This window comes from Parvimonas sp. M20 (assembly GCF_035282425.1).
Classification (GTDB): domain Bacteria; phylum Bacillota; class Clostridia; order Tissierellales; family Peptoniphilaceae; genus Parvimonas.
In genome coordinates this window covers 76,835-93,968 of record NZ_JAYKBQ010000003.1, presented here as the reverse complement: position 1 = coordinate 93,968, position 17,134 = coordinate 76,835, and the positions used below count along the sequence as shown (strand labels likewise).

Annotated in this window: 15 protein-coding genes; all 15 read left to right on the top strand. The window is 25.7% G+C overall.

Features of this window, described 5'->3' with window-relative positions:
- Window positions 1-2,316, top strand: a complete 2,316-nt coding sequence (locus VJI93_RS02530; protein WP_323999020.1) for a DNA translocase FtsK — start codon at window positions 1-3, stop codon at window positions 2,314-2,316.
- Window positions 2,300-2,842: a CDP-diacylglycerol--glycerol-3-phosphate 3-phosphatidyltransferase gene (gene pgsA, locus VJI93_RS02525; protein WP_323999017.1), complete on the top strand. Its 543-nt coding sequence runs from the start codon at window positions 2,300-2,302 to the stop codon at window positions 2,840-2,842. The genes VJI93_RS02530 and pgsA overlap by 17 nt, the downstream gene beginning before the upstream one ends.
- A gap of 15 nt (window positions 2,843-2,857) precedes the next feature.
- Window positions 2,858-4,003 carry a recombinase RecA gene (gene recA / locus VJI93_RS02520; RefSeq protein ID WP_323999016.1) on the top strand — a complete coding sequence of 382 codons (1,146 nt, stop codon included), beginning with the start codon at window positions 2,858-2,860 and terminating at the stop codon, window positions 4,001-4,003.
- 172 nt (window positions 4,004-4,175) lie between these two features.
- Window positions 4,176-5,219: a DUF1015 family protein gene (locus tag VJI93_RS02515; RefSeq protein WP_323999014.1), complete on the top strand. Its 1,044-nt coding sequence runs from the start codon at window positions 4,176-4,178 to the stop codon at window positions 5,217-5,219.
- Between the two features lie 11 nt (window positions 5,220-5,230).
- Window positions 5,231-7,048 carry an aminotransferase class I/II-fold pyridoxal phosphate-dependent enzyme gene (locus VJI93_RS02510; protein WP_323999013.1) on the top strand — a complete coding sequence of 606 codons (1,818 nt, stop codon included), beginning with the start codon at window positions 5,231-5,233 and terminating at the stop codon, window positions 7,046-7,048.
- A 208-nt stretch (window positions 7,049-7,256) separates the two neighbouring features.
- Window positions 7,257-8,249 carry a phosphate acyltransferase PlsX gene (gene plsX, locus VJI93_RS02505; RefSeq protein ID WP_323999011.1) on the top strand — a complete coding sequence of 331 codons (993 nt, stop codon included), beginning with the start codon at window positions 7,257-7,259 and terminating at the stop codon, window positions 8,247-8,249.
- A 2-nt stretch (window positions 8,250-8,251) separates the two neighbouring features.
- Window positions 8,252-8,473 (top strand): acyl carrier protein, encoded by a 222-nt coding sequence (locus VJI93_RS02500; protein ID WP_323999009.1) that lies wholly within the window; start codon window positions 8,252-8,254, stop codon window positions 8,471-8,473.
- A 13-nt stretch (window positions 8,474-8,486) separates the two neighbouring features.
- Window positions 8,487-9,203 carry a ribonuclease III gene (rnc, locus tag VJI93_RS02495; protein ID WP_323999008.1) on the top strand — a complete coding sequence of 239 codons (717 nt, stop codon included), beginning with the start codon at window positions 8,487-8,489 and terminating at the stop codon, window positions 9,201-9,203.
- Window positions 9,196-10,275, top strand: coding sequence for an elongator complex protein 3 (locus VJI93_RS02490; RefSeq protein WP_323999007.1), 1,080 nt, complete (start codon window positions 9,196-9,198; stop codon window positions 10,273-10,275). The genes rnc and VJI93_RS02490 overlap by 8 nt, the downstream gene beginning before the upstream one ends.
- Window positions 10,265-13,801, top strand: a complete 3,537-nt coding sequence (gene smc / locus VJI93_RS02485; protein WP_323999006.1) for a chromosome segregation protein SMC — start codon at window positions 10,265-10,267, stop codon at window positions 13,799-13,801. Before VJI93_RS02490 ends, smc begins: the two co-directional genes overlap by 11 nt.
- 1 nt (window position 13,802) lies before the next feature.
- Window positions 13,803-14,783, top strand: a complete 981-nt coding sequence (gene ftsY, locus VJI93_RS02480; protein WP_323999005.1) for a signal recognition particle-docking protein FtsY — start codon at window positions 13,803-13,805, stop codon at window positions 14,781-14,783.
- Window positions 14,784-14,909: 126 nt separating this feature from the next.
- On the top strand, window positions 14,910-15,263 hold the full coding sequence (ylxM, locus tag VJI93_RS02475; RefSeq protein WP_323999004.1) for a YlxM family DNA-binding protein: 354 nt from the start codon (window positions 14,910-14,912) through the stop codon (window positions 15,261-15,263).
- Window positions 15,264-15,275: 12 nt separating this feature from the next.
- Window positions 15,276-16,619, top strand: a complete 1,344-nt coding sequence (gene ffh, locus VJI93_RS02470) for a signal recognition particle protein (protein WP_323999003.1) — start codon at window positions 15,276-15,278, stop codon at window positions 16,617-16,619.
- Between the two features lie 17 nt (window positions 16,620-16,636).
- The gene (gene rpsP, locus VJI93_RS02465) at window positions 16,637-16,891 is read left to right on the top strand and encodes a 30S ribosomal protein S16 (protein ID WP_041953914.1); all 255 of its coding nucleotides are present in this window, start codon (window positions 16,637-16,639) and stop codon (window positions 16,889-16,891) included.
- Window positions 16,892-16,902: 11 nt separating this feature from the next.
- A complete protein-coding gene (locus tag VJI93_RS02460; RefSeq protein ID WP_269752945.1) occupies window positions 16,903-17,130 on the top strand; it encodes a KH domain-containing protein in 228 nt (75 codons plus the stop codon).
- Window positions 17,131-17,134 lie beyond the last annotated feature (4 nt).

The window sequence follows — 17,134 nt, the reverse complement described above, 5'->3', positions numbered from 1 at the left end:
ATGAATAATAAGAGAAAAACTAGATCGAATACAAAAAAATTAAATATAAATAAAAACGATAAAATTTTAAAAAATGTTATTTTAGGATTATTCTTATTGAATTCTTTTTTTATAATATTTTCTTTTTTTGCTAATACTGGATTTTTGGGAAATTTTATTAAAAATATTTTTAATACTTTATTTGGAGGGACTTATTTTATTTTCTTATTAATTATGGAAATAATATATATAGTAGTTCTTCTTGGGAAATTAAATAAAAAGAATAGAAACCGTAGTATTATGGCTTTATTGTTATTTTTTAACTATATGGCTATTGTTGACTTAGCAATTAATTCTTCAAATATTATCTCAGTTAAATTAGAAATTGCTAAAAATACAGCACCAAAAGGAAGTGGATATATAGGAGCTATATTTGGATATTTTTACAATACTATGATTGGAGTAATAGGGCTTTATATCTTTACTTTTATTATAGGGTTGTTTTTAGTATTGTCATTTTTAGATATAACTTTTTTTGATTTCTTAAAAATTGTTAAATTTAATATTTTAAAAGCTTTTGAAAAAATTAGTGAAAAGTATTCTGAGTATAAAGAAAAAAAAGAAATAAAAAAAGCTGGAGATATACAAAATGATAATGAAACTTTAGCAATTGTTGAAAATATTGATAATTTAGAAGAAAGCGAAATTGTTGTTTTAGATCATAATGATAATATTAACCAAGATACAGAAATAGAAATTGAAGAAATATTAGATAGTTTTAATTTATTTCCTGATGAGAATTCAGAAAGAGGTAAATCAAAGTCAAAAAAATCGGAAATAAAAACAGATAATTTAGATATAAATATGAATGGTTCTGATGTAAAAAAAATAGAGTATAAAATACCTCCTTTAAATTTATTAAAAGGTAGTAAAACTAAAGAAACAGAATCAGAACAAACCTTAAAACAAAGAGCAAAAAAAATAGAATCAACTTTAAAAAGTTTTGGCGTAGGAGCAAAAGTTGTTAGAATTAATAAAGGACCTACAGTAACTTGTTTTGAATTACAACCAGATATGGGAGTTAAGGTAAATAAAATAGTAAATTTGGCTGATGATTTATCTTTAGCATTAGCTTCTTCAGACATAAGAATAGAAGCACCTATTCCGGGTAAGTCAGTAATTGGAATTGAAGTTGCAAATACTCTAAAGGAGAATGTATCTCTAAAAGAGATATTATCTTCAAAAGAGTATCAAAATTGCACATCCAAGATGCCAATGGCTCTTGGAAAAACAATATCTGGAGAAATTATAGTTTCTTCAATAGATAAAATGCCTCATATGTTAATTGCAGGAGCAACTGGGTCTGGGAAATCGGTTTGTATCAATACTTTAATTATGAGTATTCTGTACAAATCTTCACCAGAAGAAGTGAAAATGATTTTGATTGATCCAAAGGTAGTAGAACTTAAAATCTATAATAAAATTCCTCATTTAGCTATTCCAGTAGTTACAGATTCTAAGAAAGCTAGTGCCGCCTTAAACTGGGCTGTAAGAGAAATGGAACGACGTTACAGTTTATTCTCTGATAATCAAGTTAGAGATATTAAAGGATATAATGAAAAACAAAAAACTGATGAATTAGAAAAATTACCTTATCTAGTTATAGTAATAGATGAATTATCAGATTTAATGATGGTGAGTGCAAATGAAGTAGAATCTTATATTTGTAGACTTGCACAAATGGCTAGAGCTTGTGGAATTCATTTGATAGTTGCTACTCAAAGACCTTCAGTTGATGTAATAACAGGAACAATAAAGGCGAATATTCCATCAAGAATTTCATTCCAAGTTTCTTCACAGATTGATTCAAGAACAATTCTAGACTCTTCTGGTGCAGAAACATTATTAGGAAAAGGAGATATGTTGTTTAATCCTTCTGGGCTATCGAAACCTATTAGAATTCAAGGCTGTTTTGTTTCAGATGGTGAAGTTGAAGCAGTAGTTAATAATATTAAAGAGCAAACTCAAGAAGTTTTTTATGATGAAGAAATAATTAAAAATATTGAATCAGAAGTTTCAAATATGGATAGTGAAGATGATGAGGTTGATGACTTATTTTATGATGCAGTTAAAATTGTTTTAGAAGAAAATTCTGCATCGATATCACTATTACAACGTAAAATGAAAATTGGATATGCTAGAGCTGGAAGAATCATTGATGAAATGGAAAGTAGAATGATAGTAGGTAAACAAGAGGGAAGTAAACCTAGAAAAATTTTAGTTGGTTTTGATTATTTGGACAAATTGAAAGGGGATAGCGATGAATATAGCAAATAAATTAACTTTATTTAGAATATTTTTAGTACCGGTTTTTATAGTATGTTTGTTAGTTTTTGGAATAAATAATATTTTAGGTTTTTTAATTTTTACTATCGCCTCATTAACAGACATGTTAGATGGTTATTTAGCTAGAAGTCGTAACTTAGTTACTACCTTTGGAAAATTTATGGATCCCTTAGCAGATAAAATACTAGCTTGTTCTGCTCTAGTTATGCTTGTACAGTTTGGTAAGGTTGAGGCATGGATGGTATGTATTGTACTTGCCAGAGAATTTATAATTTCAGGATTCAGATTAGTAGCTGCATCTAATGGAATAGTTATATCAGCTAGTATTTATGGAAAAATTAAAACTATTACGCAACTTTTTGCAATAAGTTTTATTCTTTTAAATTCTACAGAAATAATTAATATACCATTTAATTTAGATATTTTACTTTGGTATATATCTGTTATATTCACAGTTATTTCTGCAGTAGATTATATTTGGAAAAATATAAAAGTTTTAGACTTAAAAAATATATAATTATAGGAGGATATGATGGCTATTAAAAAAACAGATAAATTTGAAAGAATTGAAGATAAGGATGAAAGAAAAAAAGCTTTATCTATTGCTCTTGAAAAAATTGAGAAAGATTTTGGAAAAGGGATAATAATGAGAATGGGAGACGCTCCTAAAGTGAATATAGAGTCCATAAGCACTGGAGCAATGAACTTAGATATTGCACTTGGGATTGGTGGAATACCAAAAGGAAGGATTGTTGAAATCTATGGTCCAGAATCTTCTGGGAAAACCACATTAACATTGCATATAATAGCTGAATCACAAAAAGCTGGAGGAGTGGCAGCTTTTATTGATGCTGAACATGCATTAGATCCGGAATATGCGAGAAAACTAGGCGTAGATGTAGATAATTTACTTATATCCCAACCGGATACTGGTGAACAAGCATTAGCTATTGTTGAGGCTTTAGTTAGAAGCTCTGGGATTGATTTGGTAATAGTAGATTCTGTTGCGGCACTTGTTCCTAGAGCTGAAATAGAAGGAAATATGGGAGATTCTCATATGGGATTACATGCTAGACTTATGAGTCAAGCTTTGAGAAAATTAGCTGGTATAATTTCAAAATCAAACACAACGGTTGTATTTATTAATCAATTAAGATCCAATATTTCAACTAATCCTTATGCAGGTGGTGGTCCAGCTGAAACTACAACAGGAGGTAGAGCGTTAAAATTTTATGCAAGTGTTAGAATTGATATAAGACGTGCTGAGCAGTTAAAACAAGCAGATGGTGAACCTTATGGTGCAAAAACTAAAGTAAAAGTTGTTAAAAATAAAATGGCACCTCCTTTTAAAACTTGTGAATTTGATATTATATTTGGTGAAGGAATATCAAAACTTGGAATTATAGTGGATATGGCAGCTGATAAAAATATTATAAAAAAATCAGGAGCATGGTATAGTTGTGGAGATATTAAACTTGGACAAGGAAAAGAAAAAGCTAAAGTTTATTTAGAAGAACATCCTGCATTTTTAGAAGAAATAAAAGAAAAAATATATGAATCTTATGGAATTGAATATGAAAAGCAAGATGTTCCAGAAGAAATTGAAACAACAAATTTGGTTGATGACGAAATCGAAGACTCAGAAGAATTGTTGTTAGATGATTTAATTATTGAATAGAAATTATATTATTATATTAAAGATGAGATTAATTACTCATCTTTTTATATATGTATAAAGTAAGATGATTTTTATTTATTATTATGATATAATAAGTCTAGTTTAATCCCAAATCATAAAAATATATTACAATTTTTATTATAATATATTATTTAGTTTATGGAGGTTTTTTATGAAAATAGATTTATTAAAAAACAGTTTTGTTAATATTTCTAAAAATATATATGATTCTGATTTTATTAATTTGGCAAAGATAAACAATGAAAAAATATGTTTTGATGATAACACATTATTTCTTTCTAAAAGTAGTAAAGATAAATTGAATTCTCAACCTATAGAAAATAATAGAGAATGTATTTATATTTTTAAATATTTTAACTCTTATGGTTTACTTGCAGATTTACCTATTGAAGAGTATATTTCAGAAAAAATAAAATGCCACGAATTAGTTTTACCAGATGTTATTCAAGGAATGATTGCAAACTATCATATCTATAATGCTGAAACTGCTCCAGTTTTCATTGTACATAAAGAAGAAATTGATTACAAAAAAATTCTTGAAAATAAAAAGTATATAAAAGAGTATCATTTTGATAATATTGATTTATATGTTTATTTTGATAATGAAGCTAAGGAAATTATAGAAAATTTTTCAAGTGTTAAACAAATGTATGTAGCTGATGGACATCACAGATTATACACCTCTTCTATGTTAAAAGATAAAGATAGTGTTTTTTCTTGTTTTTTAAGCTTTTCTCAAGTCACAATCTCTCCTATACATAGAGTTATTAGAAATATTGACGCTACTTCTTTTGAGAAAGCAAAGTTATTTATGGACAGTTTTTTGGAAGTTTTTGATGATGGAGAGTTAAAAAAAGGTTTTGTCAGAATATCATATCAAGATGATTCTTTCCTTGTAAAGTTAAAAGATACAGAAAATGATTTATTTTGGAACAATGATGTATATAGAATGAATACTCAAATTATTTCAACAGCTTTTAGAATTTTAAACTTTTCAAATGTTGAATATATTGGAGATAATGAGATTTTATTTGCTAAGAAAAATCTTGGAAAAAATGATGTATTAATTGAACTTTGTCCATTAGATGTTGATGAATTTATGGAATTAGCTAATGAAGTTTGTATACTACCACCAAAATCTACATTTTTTATTCCAAAATTCCCATCATTTTTAGTATTTAAAAAGTATAAATAGGAGGTGCTTAAATGCAAGCAGTTATATTAGCCGCTGGTCTTGGTAGCAGATTAAAAAAATTAACTGAAAATAATACAAAATCTATGGTAGAGGTGGATGGTATTTCTCTAATGGAGAGGATGTTAAGGATATTAGATAAAAAATCTCTTTCAAATATAGTTGTTGTTACAGGATATAAGAGTGAATTTTTTATTAATTATATAAAATCTTTAAACATAAATACTAAATTGACTTTTATAAATAATGAAATTTATGATAAAACTAATAATATTTATTCGATGTTTCTTGCTAAAAATGAAATGGTTAAAGAAGATAGTATTTTATTAGAATCAGATTTAATATTTGATGATAAAATGATTACAGAAGTCATTGATGATAAACGTAAAAATTTAGCTTTAGTTGCAAAATATGAACGTTGGATGGATGGAACTTGTCTAAAGATAAATGATGATGAAGAAATATTAGATTTTATCTCGGGAAAAGATTTTAATTTTAAAGAAGCATATGATTACTATAAAACTATAAATATATATAAATTTTCAAAAGAATTTTCTAAAAATATATATTTTCCTTTTTTAGAGGCATATATGAGTGCAAACGGAAAAAATGATTATTATGAAGCTGTTTTAAAGATAATTATTGATTTAGGAAAGAATCATATATATGCAAAAGTAATTTCAGATGATATTAGATGGTATGAAATTGATGATGAGCAAGATCTTGATATTGCTTCTTCAATTTTTTCTGATGGAGATAAAAAGCTAGAAAAATATCAAATAAGGTATGGTGGATATTGGAGATATCCTAAACTATTAGATTTTTGTTATCTAGTAAATCCATATTTTCCACCTAAGAAGATGATAAATGAATTGAAATATAATTTCAAAGTTTTACTTGAACAATATCCATCAGGACTTAATGTCAATTCTAGTCTTGTAGCAAAAATTTTTGATATAAAAAAAGAAAATATTGTTGTTGGAAACGGAGCTGCTGAACTAATAAAATCGCTAATCGAAAAAATTGATGGAAATATTGGATTTATCAGACCAACTTTTGAAGAATATCCTAATAGACATAATAGTGAAAAGTCAATAGTTTTCATTCCAAAAAACGATAATTTTTCATATACAGCTAAGGATTTAATTGAATTTTATTCTGACAAAGATATAGAAGCGTTAGTTTTGATAAATCCTGATAATCCTACTGGTAATTATATTTGTAAAAAAGATGTTCTTGATTTGATTGAATGGGCTAGAGATAAAAAAATTAAATTTATCTTAGATGAGAGTTTTGTTGACTTTGCAGAAGAAGAAAATTCAACATTTTTAGATGATAAGTTATTAAATTTATATGAAGATTTTATTGTAGTAAAAAGTATTTCAAAATCTTATGGAGTTCCAGGCCTTCGTCTTGGAATTGTTGCAACTTCGAATTCGAATTTAATTTCTATGATTAAAAAAGATGTTTCAATTTGGAATATAAATTCATTTGGGGAATATTATCTTCAAATTTATGACAAATATAAAAAAGCATATACTCATGCATTAACAGAAATTAAAAATGCTAGAAAGATATTTTTAGATAAATTAAATAAAATTGAAGAATTCAGAGTAATACCATCTCAAGCAAATTATTTTACTATTGAATTGAATAAGGGAAATTCTAAAGAGTTTTGTGCCAAAATGCTAGATCATTATAATATTTTTATAAAAGATTTAACTTCAAAAATAAATTTAGAAAATAGAGAATTTATCAGAGTAGCAGTAAGAAATACTGAGGATAATGAATTATTTATTTTGGCAGTAAAAGAATATTTAGATACTAATTAACATATTAATAATAAAGCAGTAAATTTTAATAAATTAACAAATTTACTGTTTTTTATTGTGAACATTAATAATTGCTAGTATTATATAGTAGAAAACTATATTTAAGGTTATTACTAAATAATATATTAAAAGTGAGTTATTATAATAAAAAATTTGTATAAAAGTTATAAATATGATATACTGAAGTGTGTTATTATTGGAGGTAATTATGAAAATAATAGTAGATTTATTAGGATCAGATAAAGGTGCTGAAACAATTTTTAATGGAGTCATAGAAACAAGTAAATTACTTAAAGATTTGTCTTTTGTAGTTATTGGTCCAAAAGAAATAGTAGATAAATTTAATGTTGATAGTGATTTAAAAAATAGATTAGAAATAATTGATACAAATGAATATATATTAAATACGGAAGAACCAACTTTTGCAGTGAGAAGGAAGAAAGATGCCTCAATAGTATTAGGAATGAAACTATTAGATAAAGGAGAGGCAGACGGATTAATTTCATTTGGAAGTACTGGAGCAGTTCTTGTCTCAGGACTTCTTATTGCAAAAAGAATGGAAAATGTTGAAAGACCTGCTTTAACCATTACATTACCCACTAATAAAGATAAAATGATATTATTAGATATTGGTGCGAATATAGAATGTACTGTTGAAATATTAAAGCAATTTGCGATAATGGGAAATATATACGCTAAAGAAATATTAAATAAAGAAAGCCCAAAAGTAGCATTGTTAAATATAGGAAGTGAAAATGGTAAAGGCACTAAAATTTTAAAAGAAACTTATTCTGTTTTAGAAGATGAGGACATGAACTTTGTTGGGAATGTTGAATCTAGAGATATTTTTAATGGTGAAGTTGATGTAGTAGTATGTGATGGATTTCATGGAAATGTTTTGCTTAAGACTATTGAAGGTTCTGTTAAATTCATCTTAACTAATATGAAAAAAACTTTAATGTCTTCATTTTTAGGAAAGATTGGAGGTCTTTTAATAAAGTCTCCTATGACAAAATTAAAAAAGACTTTAGACTATAAAGAGTATGGTGCTTGTCCTATGTTAGGATTAAAAAAAGTTGTATTTAAAGGACATGGTAGTAGTGATGAAAGAGCAGTTGTTTCAGGTATAATTTCAATGGTTGATTATATAAATAAAGATATAAATACAAAAATTGAAGCAAAAATTGAGAGAGGAGAATAATGATGGTTTTTGAAAAGGTAAAAGAATTTTTACAAAATGCTTTTAAAGGGAAAGAAATAAATTTAGATACTAGATTTAGAGAAGATTTACAAGCAGATTCTATTAAAGTTCTAAGTGTTATCATGGATATTGAAGATGAATATAATCTTGAGTTAGATGAAGATACTATTCGTTCAATTATTACAGTTAGAGATTTAGTGGAATATATTGAAAAAAATATCTAAGGGGTAATTTTTTATGATTACTAAAGAAAGAAAAGAATTGCTTGAAGAACTTATGAATTCAATAGGATATAAATTTAAAGATTTAGATTTATTAAATTTAGCTTTTGTTCATAGATCATATCTTAATGAGTATAAAGATGTTAAAATTTCTAATGAAAGACTTGAATTTTTAGGAGATGTCGTATTAGGTTTTATTGTTAGTGTTGAATTATATGAACAGTTTCCAAATTCTGATGAAGGATATTTAACTAAAATTAGAAGCAAAGTAGTTTGCGAAGAATCTTTTTCTTATGCTGCTAGAACTTTTAATTTAGGAAAATATCTTTTATTAGGAAAAGGTGAAGATAATTTTGGTGGCAGAGATAGGAATAGTATATTAGCAGATACTTTTGAAGCTCTGTTTGGAGCATTATACCTTGACGGAGGTATGGAAATAGTTACTGAAATTGCTAATAAATATTTTTTTGATACTGTAGTTTATAAAATTAATAAAAATATTTTTATAAAAGACTATAAGAGTTATTTACAAGAATATTTTCATAAAAATTCTACAACTAAAATCTGTTATACACTTGTTGCTGAACGCGGTCCAGATCATGATAAAGAATTTGATATGTGTGTAAACATTGATGATATTATCAAAGGTTACGGAACTGGAAAAAATAAAAAACAAGCCGAACAACAAGCAGCAAGAGATGCCTTAATAAAAAGTGGAGCTATAAGTGAATAAGTGTAATATAATTCCAATTTTTGTTCCACATATGGGATGTCCACACGATTGTATATTTTGTAATCAAAGAAAAATAACAAATTTTAAAGATGCTCTAGATGAAGTTGATATACGTAAAAATATAGAAAACTATATTTCATATTTTAAGAATAAAGCTATTCCTATAGAAATTGCATTTTATGGAGGTAGTTTTACAGGATTAGATAAGAATTTAATGATTAGTTACCTTGAAATAGCAAATGATTATATTGATAGAGGATTTGTAAATTCTATAAGAATATCAACAAGGCCAGATTACATTAGTAAAGAAATTCTTAATATTTTAATCAAATACAAAGTTCAGACAATTGAATTAGGAGTCCAATCTATGACTCAGAGTACTTTGGATTTAAATAACAGAGGTCATAATGTAGAATATGTTTATGAGTCATCTTCACTTATAAAAAAATATAAGATTAAATTAGGATTACAAATGATGGTAGGACTCTATGGAGATACTATAGATACAGTAATTAATACCGCTTTTGAATTATGCAAAATAAAGCCGGACTTTGTTAGAGTTTATCCTACACTTACTATAAGAGATACAGAATTGGAAAGACTTTACTATTCTAAAGAATATATGCCAATGAGTCTTGAAGATTCTATTTATTTGTGTAAACATATTTATATACTTTTTAAATATTATAGTATACCTATAATCCGACTTGGATTACAAAGTAGTGATAATATTTCAGAAGATGGAGATGTTGTTGCTGGACCATATCATCCCGCTTTTAGAGAACTTGTTGAAAGTTCAATTTATAGAGATTTTATAGAGTATTATATAAGTTTTTTTGATATTAAAAATGATTTTATTCTTGAGTGTAATAATTCAGAAATTTCAAAAATTATAGGAAATAAACGATTAAATATAAAATATTTTAAAGAAAAATATAATATTAATATAAAAATAAAAACTCTTACTTTAGAAAAAAATATTTTAATATTTAATAAAAATATAGTTTATATAAATGATTTTATAGATTATTATTTTAATAAAAATATTTTAAGGAGAATTGATGAGACTTAAGAGTATTGAAATAAATGGTTTTAAATCATTTGCTGATAAAATAAAATTGGATTTTGAGACTAATATCACCGCGATAATAGGACCTAATGGAAGTGGAAAAAGTAATGTTGCTGATGCTGTTAGATGGGTTTTAGGAGAACAAAGTGCTAAGACTTTAAGAGGAAGCAAAATGGAAGATGTTATTTTTTCTGGGACAGATAATAAAATTAAAAAAAATTATTCTACTGTTAGTATAACTTTTGATAATTCAGATAATGTAATACCTATTGATTTTAAGGAAGTTACAATTTCAAGAAAGTTATATAGAACTGGAGAAAGTGATTATTTTATAAACAAATCAAATGTTAGATTAAAAGAGGTTAGAGAATTATTTTTAGATACCGGAATAGGAAGAGAAGGTTATTCAATAATTGGTCAAGGAAGAATCGAAGAAATAATAAACGGGAAATCTGAGGATAGACGTGCCATTTTTGAAGAAGCTTCAGGTATTTCTAAAATTAAGTATCAAAAGAATGAGTCCCAAAAGAAGTTATTCAGAGCAAAAGATAATTTAACAAGACTGAGAGATATAATTATCCAAAATGAAAATAGATATGGTTTTTTAAAAGGACAATCTACTAAGGCTAAAAAAGGTATTGCATTATTAGAGAATATTGAAAAAGCCGAATTTTCTATTTCATATAAAGATTATAACAATTTAAATAGTAATTTTAATAAATATTCTGAAAATTTAGAAATTAATAAAGAAGAAATAATTGATATAAATAAAGAATTTGAAGAAGTAAAATTAAAAATTGCTCCATTAAAAGAGGAACTAAATAATATAACTAATATAATTGAAAAAGATTCCACTGAATTAAATAAATTAACCCATAAAAAGAATGATATAACTAATAAGAAAGATATCTTAATTGAAAGAAATAAGTTTATTAAATTAAACAATGACCAATCTTTAAATTTAAAACAAGAGTATATTGATAATTTAGAAAAAATAAATCTTGAAATTTCAGATCAAGAGAATAAAATTTCTGAAAAAGGTTTGATTTTAAAAAAATATCATGATGCTAAAAATGAGGTTAAGAGTAAATTGTTAAAAAATAAAGAACTCTTAGATTCAAAGGTTCAAATTATAGATAAATTTATTCTTGAAAAAGAGGAAATTGAAAATATAATTAATGATTTAGAAACCGAAAAAAGAGCTAATGAAATTATAACTGATAGTATAAATAAAAAAATCGAAGAAAATACTGAAGAAGTTGCTAAATTAAATATTGAAAAAGAAAGTATAGAAAAGAAATTATCTGAAAATAAATTACTTTTAGAATCAAATAGTCAAAAAGTACAAAATATTGATTTAACTATCCTTGAAAAGAGACAACTTATATCAGAATTAGAAAATGAGCTTATTTCTTTAAATAATCAGATTTCTAATATAAATAATGAGATAAATTATAAAAATAAAGAAGTTATTATGTTAAAAAACTATATTAGAAATTATGAAGGGTATGGGAAATCAGTTCAAGACTTATTTAAACTTTGTGAAAAAGAAACTGAATTAAAATCAATGATTTGTGGAACTTTGGGAGAACTTATTTCTGTTGAAGAAAAGTATAAAAAGGCAATTGATACTGTTTTGTCTTCAAATTTACAAGGTATTGTTGTTCATAATGATTTAGAAGCTAAAAAAATAATTGAGAAAATTAAAACTAATAAAATTGGAAGACTAAATTTCTTTCCTATTTCAAAAATATTATCTAAAAAGGAACGTAGTAATATTACAGATTCTGACATATTATCCTTTGCTAATGATGTAATAACTTGTAATGATGATTATAGAAATATAGTTAATTATTTCTTGGCAAATACTGTAATATGCGAAAATATGGATATTGCTATAAAACTATCTAATAAATTTAAAAACAAATATAGAATAGTTACGCTAGATGGTGACGTTATAAATAGTTGGGGTTCCATTTCTGGTGGCTATAAATCAAGTAAGAACTCATTTTCTATAATAGGTAGAAAACAACAATTAGAGAATGCTTTATCAGATATTAAAGCTTTAGAAATTAGTTTGAGTAATAATCAAAATAGAATTTCGGAAATAAAAACTGATTTACAGCTAAATAAAGAAAAATTAGATAATTTGAAAAATGAAAAAGAAAATGCAAAATTAAAAATTGATTCTTTACAAAAACTTATCTATTTAAATGAATTTGATATTAGTAAAATTTCTGAAAAAATTGATGAAATTGATAGTTATAAAGAAAATCATCAAGGTTTTACTCCAGACAAAGAAAAAGAGTTGCTTATTTATAAGGAAAAGAGTATCCTTATAGATGATGAAATTAATAAATACAATTTAGAAATAAATGAATTAAAGAATTTTATCTTAGAGTTGGAAAAAGAAGAAATTGTTGTAATAAATAATTTAGATTCAATTGAGAGAGATATAAATATTTTAGGTAATTCAAAAAATATTTTATTAGAAAACAAGAATTCTAATGAAGGTAAACTTAATCTAAAGGAAACAGAGTTAATAGAATTTGAGCTACAATTAAAAAATAATTTATCTGAAATAGAATTGATAAAAAAACTTAATGAGGATTTAGATATTAAAATTGAGGAATTAACTAATTCAATTGGCTTTAATATTGATTTAAAGAAAAAATTGATATTAGATAATGAAGAAATTTCAAAAAGATATTCTGAATTAAGCGAAAAATCTTTAACTTTAGAAAAAGAAATTGAGAAAAATGAACTTAGGATATCAAATTTAAAAGATCAATTTTCAAATTTAATCAATAGACTTTGTGATGAATATTCTTTAAATTTGGAAGATTGTGAAAGAAAAATGGAATTATATAAGAGTGAGCATTTTACTAAAGAAGAATTAAAAAGATTAAAAGAAGATTTAAGAGAATTAGGTTCTTTTAGTTATGATTCCATAGAAGAGTTTGAAAAAGTAAAAACTGAACTTGAATTTCAAAGAAATCAAGAAGTTGATTTACAGAATTCTATAGAAGACATAAATAAAATTATATTAAAATTAGAAAACACAATGAAAAAGACTTTTATTAACGAATTTAAAAGTATTAATGAAAATTTTTCAAATATTTTCAAAATTTTATTTAATGGTGGTGAAGCTAGACTTGAGCTTGATAGCGAAGATATTTTAAATTGTGGAATAGATATTATAGCTAAACCTGTAGGTAAAAAGATGCAGACTTTATCTTTAATGTCTGGAGGAGAAAAATCACTAACAGCAGTAGCACTATTATTTGCAATTTTTGAAACAAGACCATCACCTTTCTGTATTTTAGATGAAGTTGATGCTGCGTTAGATGATTCTAATATATTAAGATATGTTGAATATTTGAAGAATTATTTAACAGAAACTCAATTTATAATGATAACTCATAGAAAACCTACTATGGAAATGGCAGATATGATTTATGGTGTAACTATGGAGCAAAAAGGAGTTAGTAAAATAGTTTCTATGACTTTTAATAAGGAGAAGGAATAATATGTTTAATTTTTTTGGAAAGAAAAAAGAAGATAATGAATTAGAAGAAGTTGTTGAAAAAAAACAGAGTTTTTTTGAAAGACTAAAAAAAGGCTTAACAAATACAAGAAATAATTTATCAAGTAAGATAGATAATTTACTATCTATGTCAAAAAAAATTGATGAAGAATTATTTGAAGAATTAGAGTATATTTTAGTTTCTGCTGATATTGGTGCAAATGTTACAATGGAACTAATAGATGATTTAAAAGAAATTGTAAAAAAGGAAAAAATTACTGAGCCGTCTTTAATTAAAGACAAATTAATTGAGCTTATGAATTCAAAATTAGCTTCAAAAGATTTGAATCATTATTTCAATATTGTAGATGGTGTACCAACAATTATACTGGTTGTTGGAGTAAATGGAGTTGGAAAAACAACATCTATAGGAAAATTAGCAAATAAATTTAAATCAAAAGGTAAGAGTGTAATGCTTGTTGCTGCAGATACTTTTAGAGCAGCAGCAACTGAACAACTTACTGAATGGGCTAATAGATCAGGTGTTCCAATAATTTCAAATGAAGAAGGGGCTGATCCAGCATCTGTTGTATATGATGGAATTCAAAGTGCAAAAAGTAAAAATATAGATATTCTAATTTGTGATACCGCTGGAAGACTTCATAATAAGAAAAATTTAATGAATGAGTTGAATAAAATTGCTAGAGTAATAGATAGAGAATATCCTGAAGCAAATAAGGAAGTAACACTTGTTCTTGATGCAACAACTGGACAAAATGCTATTACTCAAGCTAAAGAATTTAGGGAAACAGCAAATATTGATGGTGTAATTTTAACAAAATTAGATGGAACTGCTAAAGGTGGTGTTGTTTTCACAATTCAACTTGAAATGGAAATTCCGGTTAAACAAATAGGAATTGGAGAACAAATAGATGATTTGCAAGATTATAATAATGAAGACTTTGTAAATGCAATATTTAATTAAAAAAATTAACGTTGAAAAATACGTTAATTTTTTTTAAAAATTTTTTAATAAAAGTATTGACAAATATGTATTTAATGATATAATATAAAGGTCAAGAAAAAAACTTGACCCATTTAAGAGGTGATTATGGAAAAAATAGTTGAGATAGCTGTTCTATTTGATTATTATGGTAAACTTCTTAGCGAGAAGCAATATAATGTTGTTGATCAACATTGTAATGAAGATTTATCTCTTAGGGAAATTGCTGAATTAAATGGAATTTCTAAACAAGGTATATCAGATATTTTAAGTAGAGCAGAAAAAAAATTAAGATTCTATGAAGATGAATTAAAATTAATTTCTAAATTCGATAAAATAAATAGTAGTCTAAAAGAAATTAATTTATTAATTGAAAATTCAAAAATAGAAGATTCCTCTTTGCTTAATATCCTGGATATTATTCAAAAGAAAAATAATGAAATTATAGAAAATGATTTATAGGAAGTGATGGGAATGATATTTGAGAATTTATCTGAAAAACTTCAAGGAGCATTGAATAAATTAAGAGGTAAGGGAAAATTATCTGAAAAAGATGTAGACCTTGCAATGAGAGAAGTTAAACTTGCACTTTTAGAATCTGATGTAAATTTCAAAGTTGTTAAACAGTTTATAAATAATGTAAAAGAAAGAGCAATTGGCAAGGAAGTTATGGAGAGCTTAACTCCTTCACAACAAGTTATTAAAATTGTAAATGAAGAACTTACTGCTCTTATGGGGAAAAAAGAAGAGAAAATTCAAATTGACTCTAATCCTCCGACTGTTATTATGCTTTGTGGTTTACAAGGTGCAGGAAAAACTACACATGCTGGAAAACTTGCTAGATACTTTTTAAAACAAAATAAAAGACCTCTACTAGTAGCATGTGATGTTTATAGACCAGCAGCAATAAAGCAATTGCAAGTTGTTGGTAAATCAGTTGATGTTCCAGTATTTACTATTGATGATTGTAAAGATGTTACTAAAATAGCAAATGAATCAATTAAATTTGCCAATTCTAATTCAAAAGATATAGTTATTTTAGATACTGCTGGTAGACTACATATAGATGATGTACTTATGGAAGAATTAAAATCTATTAAATCATCAGTTAGTCCTATCGAAATTTTATTAGTAGTAGATTCTATGACAGGACAAGATGCTGTTAATGTTGCTGAAAGTTTTAATAATGAATTAGATATTACCGGAGTGATAATGACTAAATTAGACGGAGATGCTAGAGGTGGAGCTGCTTTATCTATTAAGGCTATCACAGGAAAACCTATTAAATTTATAGGTGTAGGTGAAAAGCTGGATGATTTAGAACAATTTTATCCTGATAGAATGGCATCAAGAATTTTAGGAATGGGAGATATTCTATCCGTAATAGATAAAGTTCAGAAGCAATTTGACTTGAAGCAAACAAAAGAACTTGAAGAAAAAATTAGAAAGCAAAGTTTTACATTGGATGATTTTTTAAGTCAAATGCAACAGGTTAGAAATATGGGACCATTACAGGATTTGCTTTCAATGATGCCTGGTGTAAACTCTAAAATGCTAAAAGATGTTAACATTGATGAAAAAGAACTTGACAAAATTGAAGCGATGATTTTATCAATGACAAAAAAAGAAAGAGAAAATCCAGATATTATTGACAATTCTAGAAAGCAAAGAATTGTAAAAGGTTCAGGAACTAGTATTACAAATCTTAATAAATTGCTTAAGCAATTTAAAGATAGTAAAAAAATGATGAAAAAAATGCAAGACATGACAAAAGGAGCTAAGAAAAAAGGCAAATTTGGTTTACCTTTTTTTAAATAAATTTTAAGGAGGACAATATGGCAGTTAAAATTAGATTAAAGAGAATGGGTTCAAAGAAAAAGCCATTTTATAGAATAGTTGTTGCCGATTCAAGAGCACCAAGAGATGGTAAATTTATCGAGGAAATCGGATATTATAATCCACTAACAGAATCAAAAGAAATTAAAGTTGATGCTGAAAAGGTAAATACTTGGATTAAAAATGGTGCAAAACCAACTGATACGGTAAATAGATTATTTAAAAATAATAATATATATTCTGAGAATAAGTAAGGACTGTATATATGAAAGAATTAGTTGAATTTATAGTAAAATCTTTAGTTGATAATCCTGAAAAATTAGTTATAACTACTGAAGAAGAAGGAGAAGTATTGAAGATTTTTATTAAGGCAGATGAAAATGATATTGGTAAAATTATAGGTAAGCAAGGTAAAATTGCTAAAGCTATTAGAACAATTGTTAGATCTTCTGCAATGAAGTTAGGTAAAAAGGTAATAATAGAAATAAATTAGTATT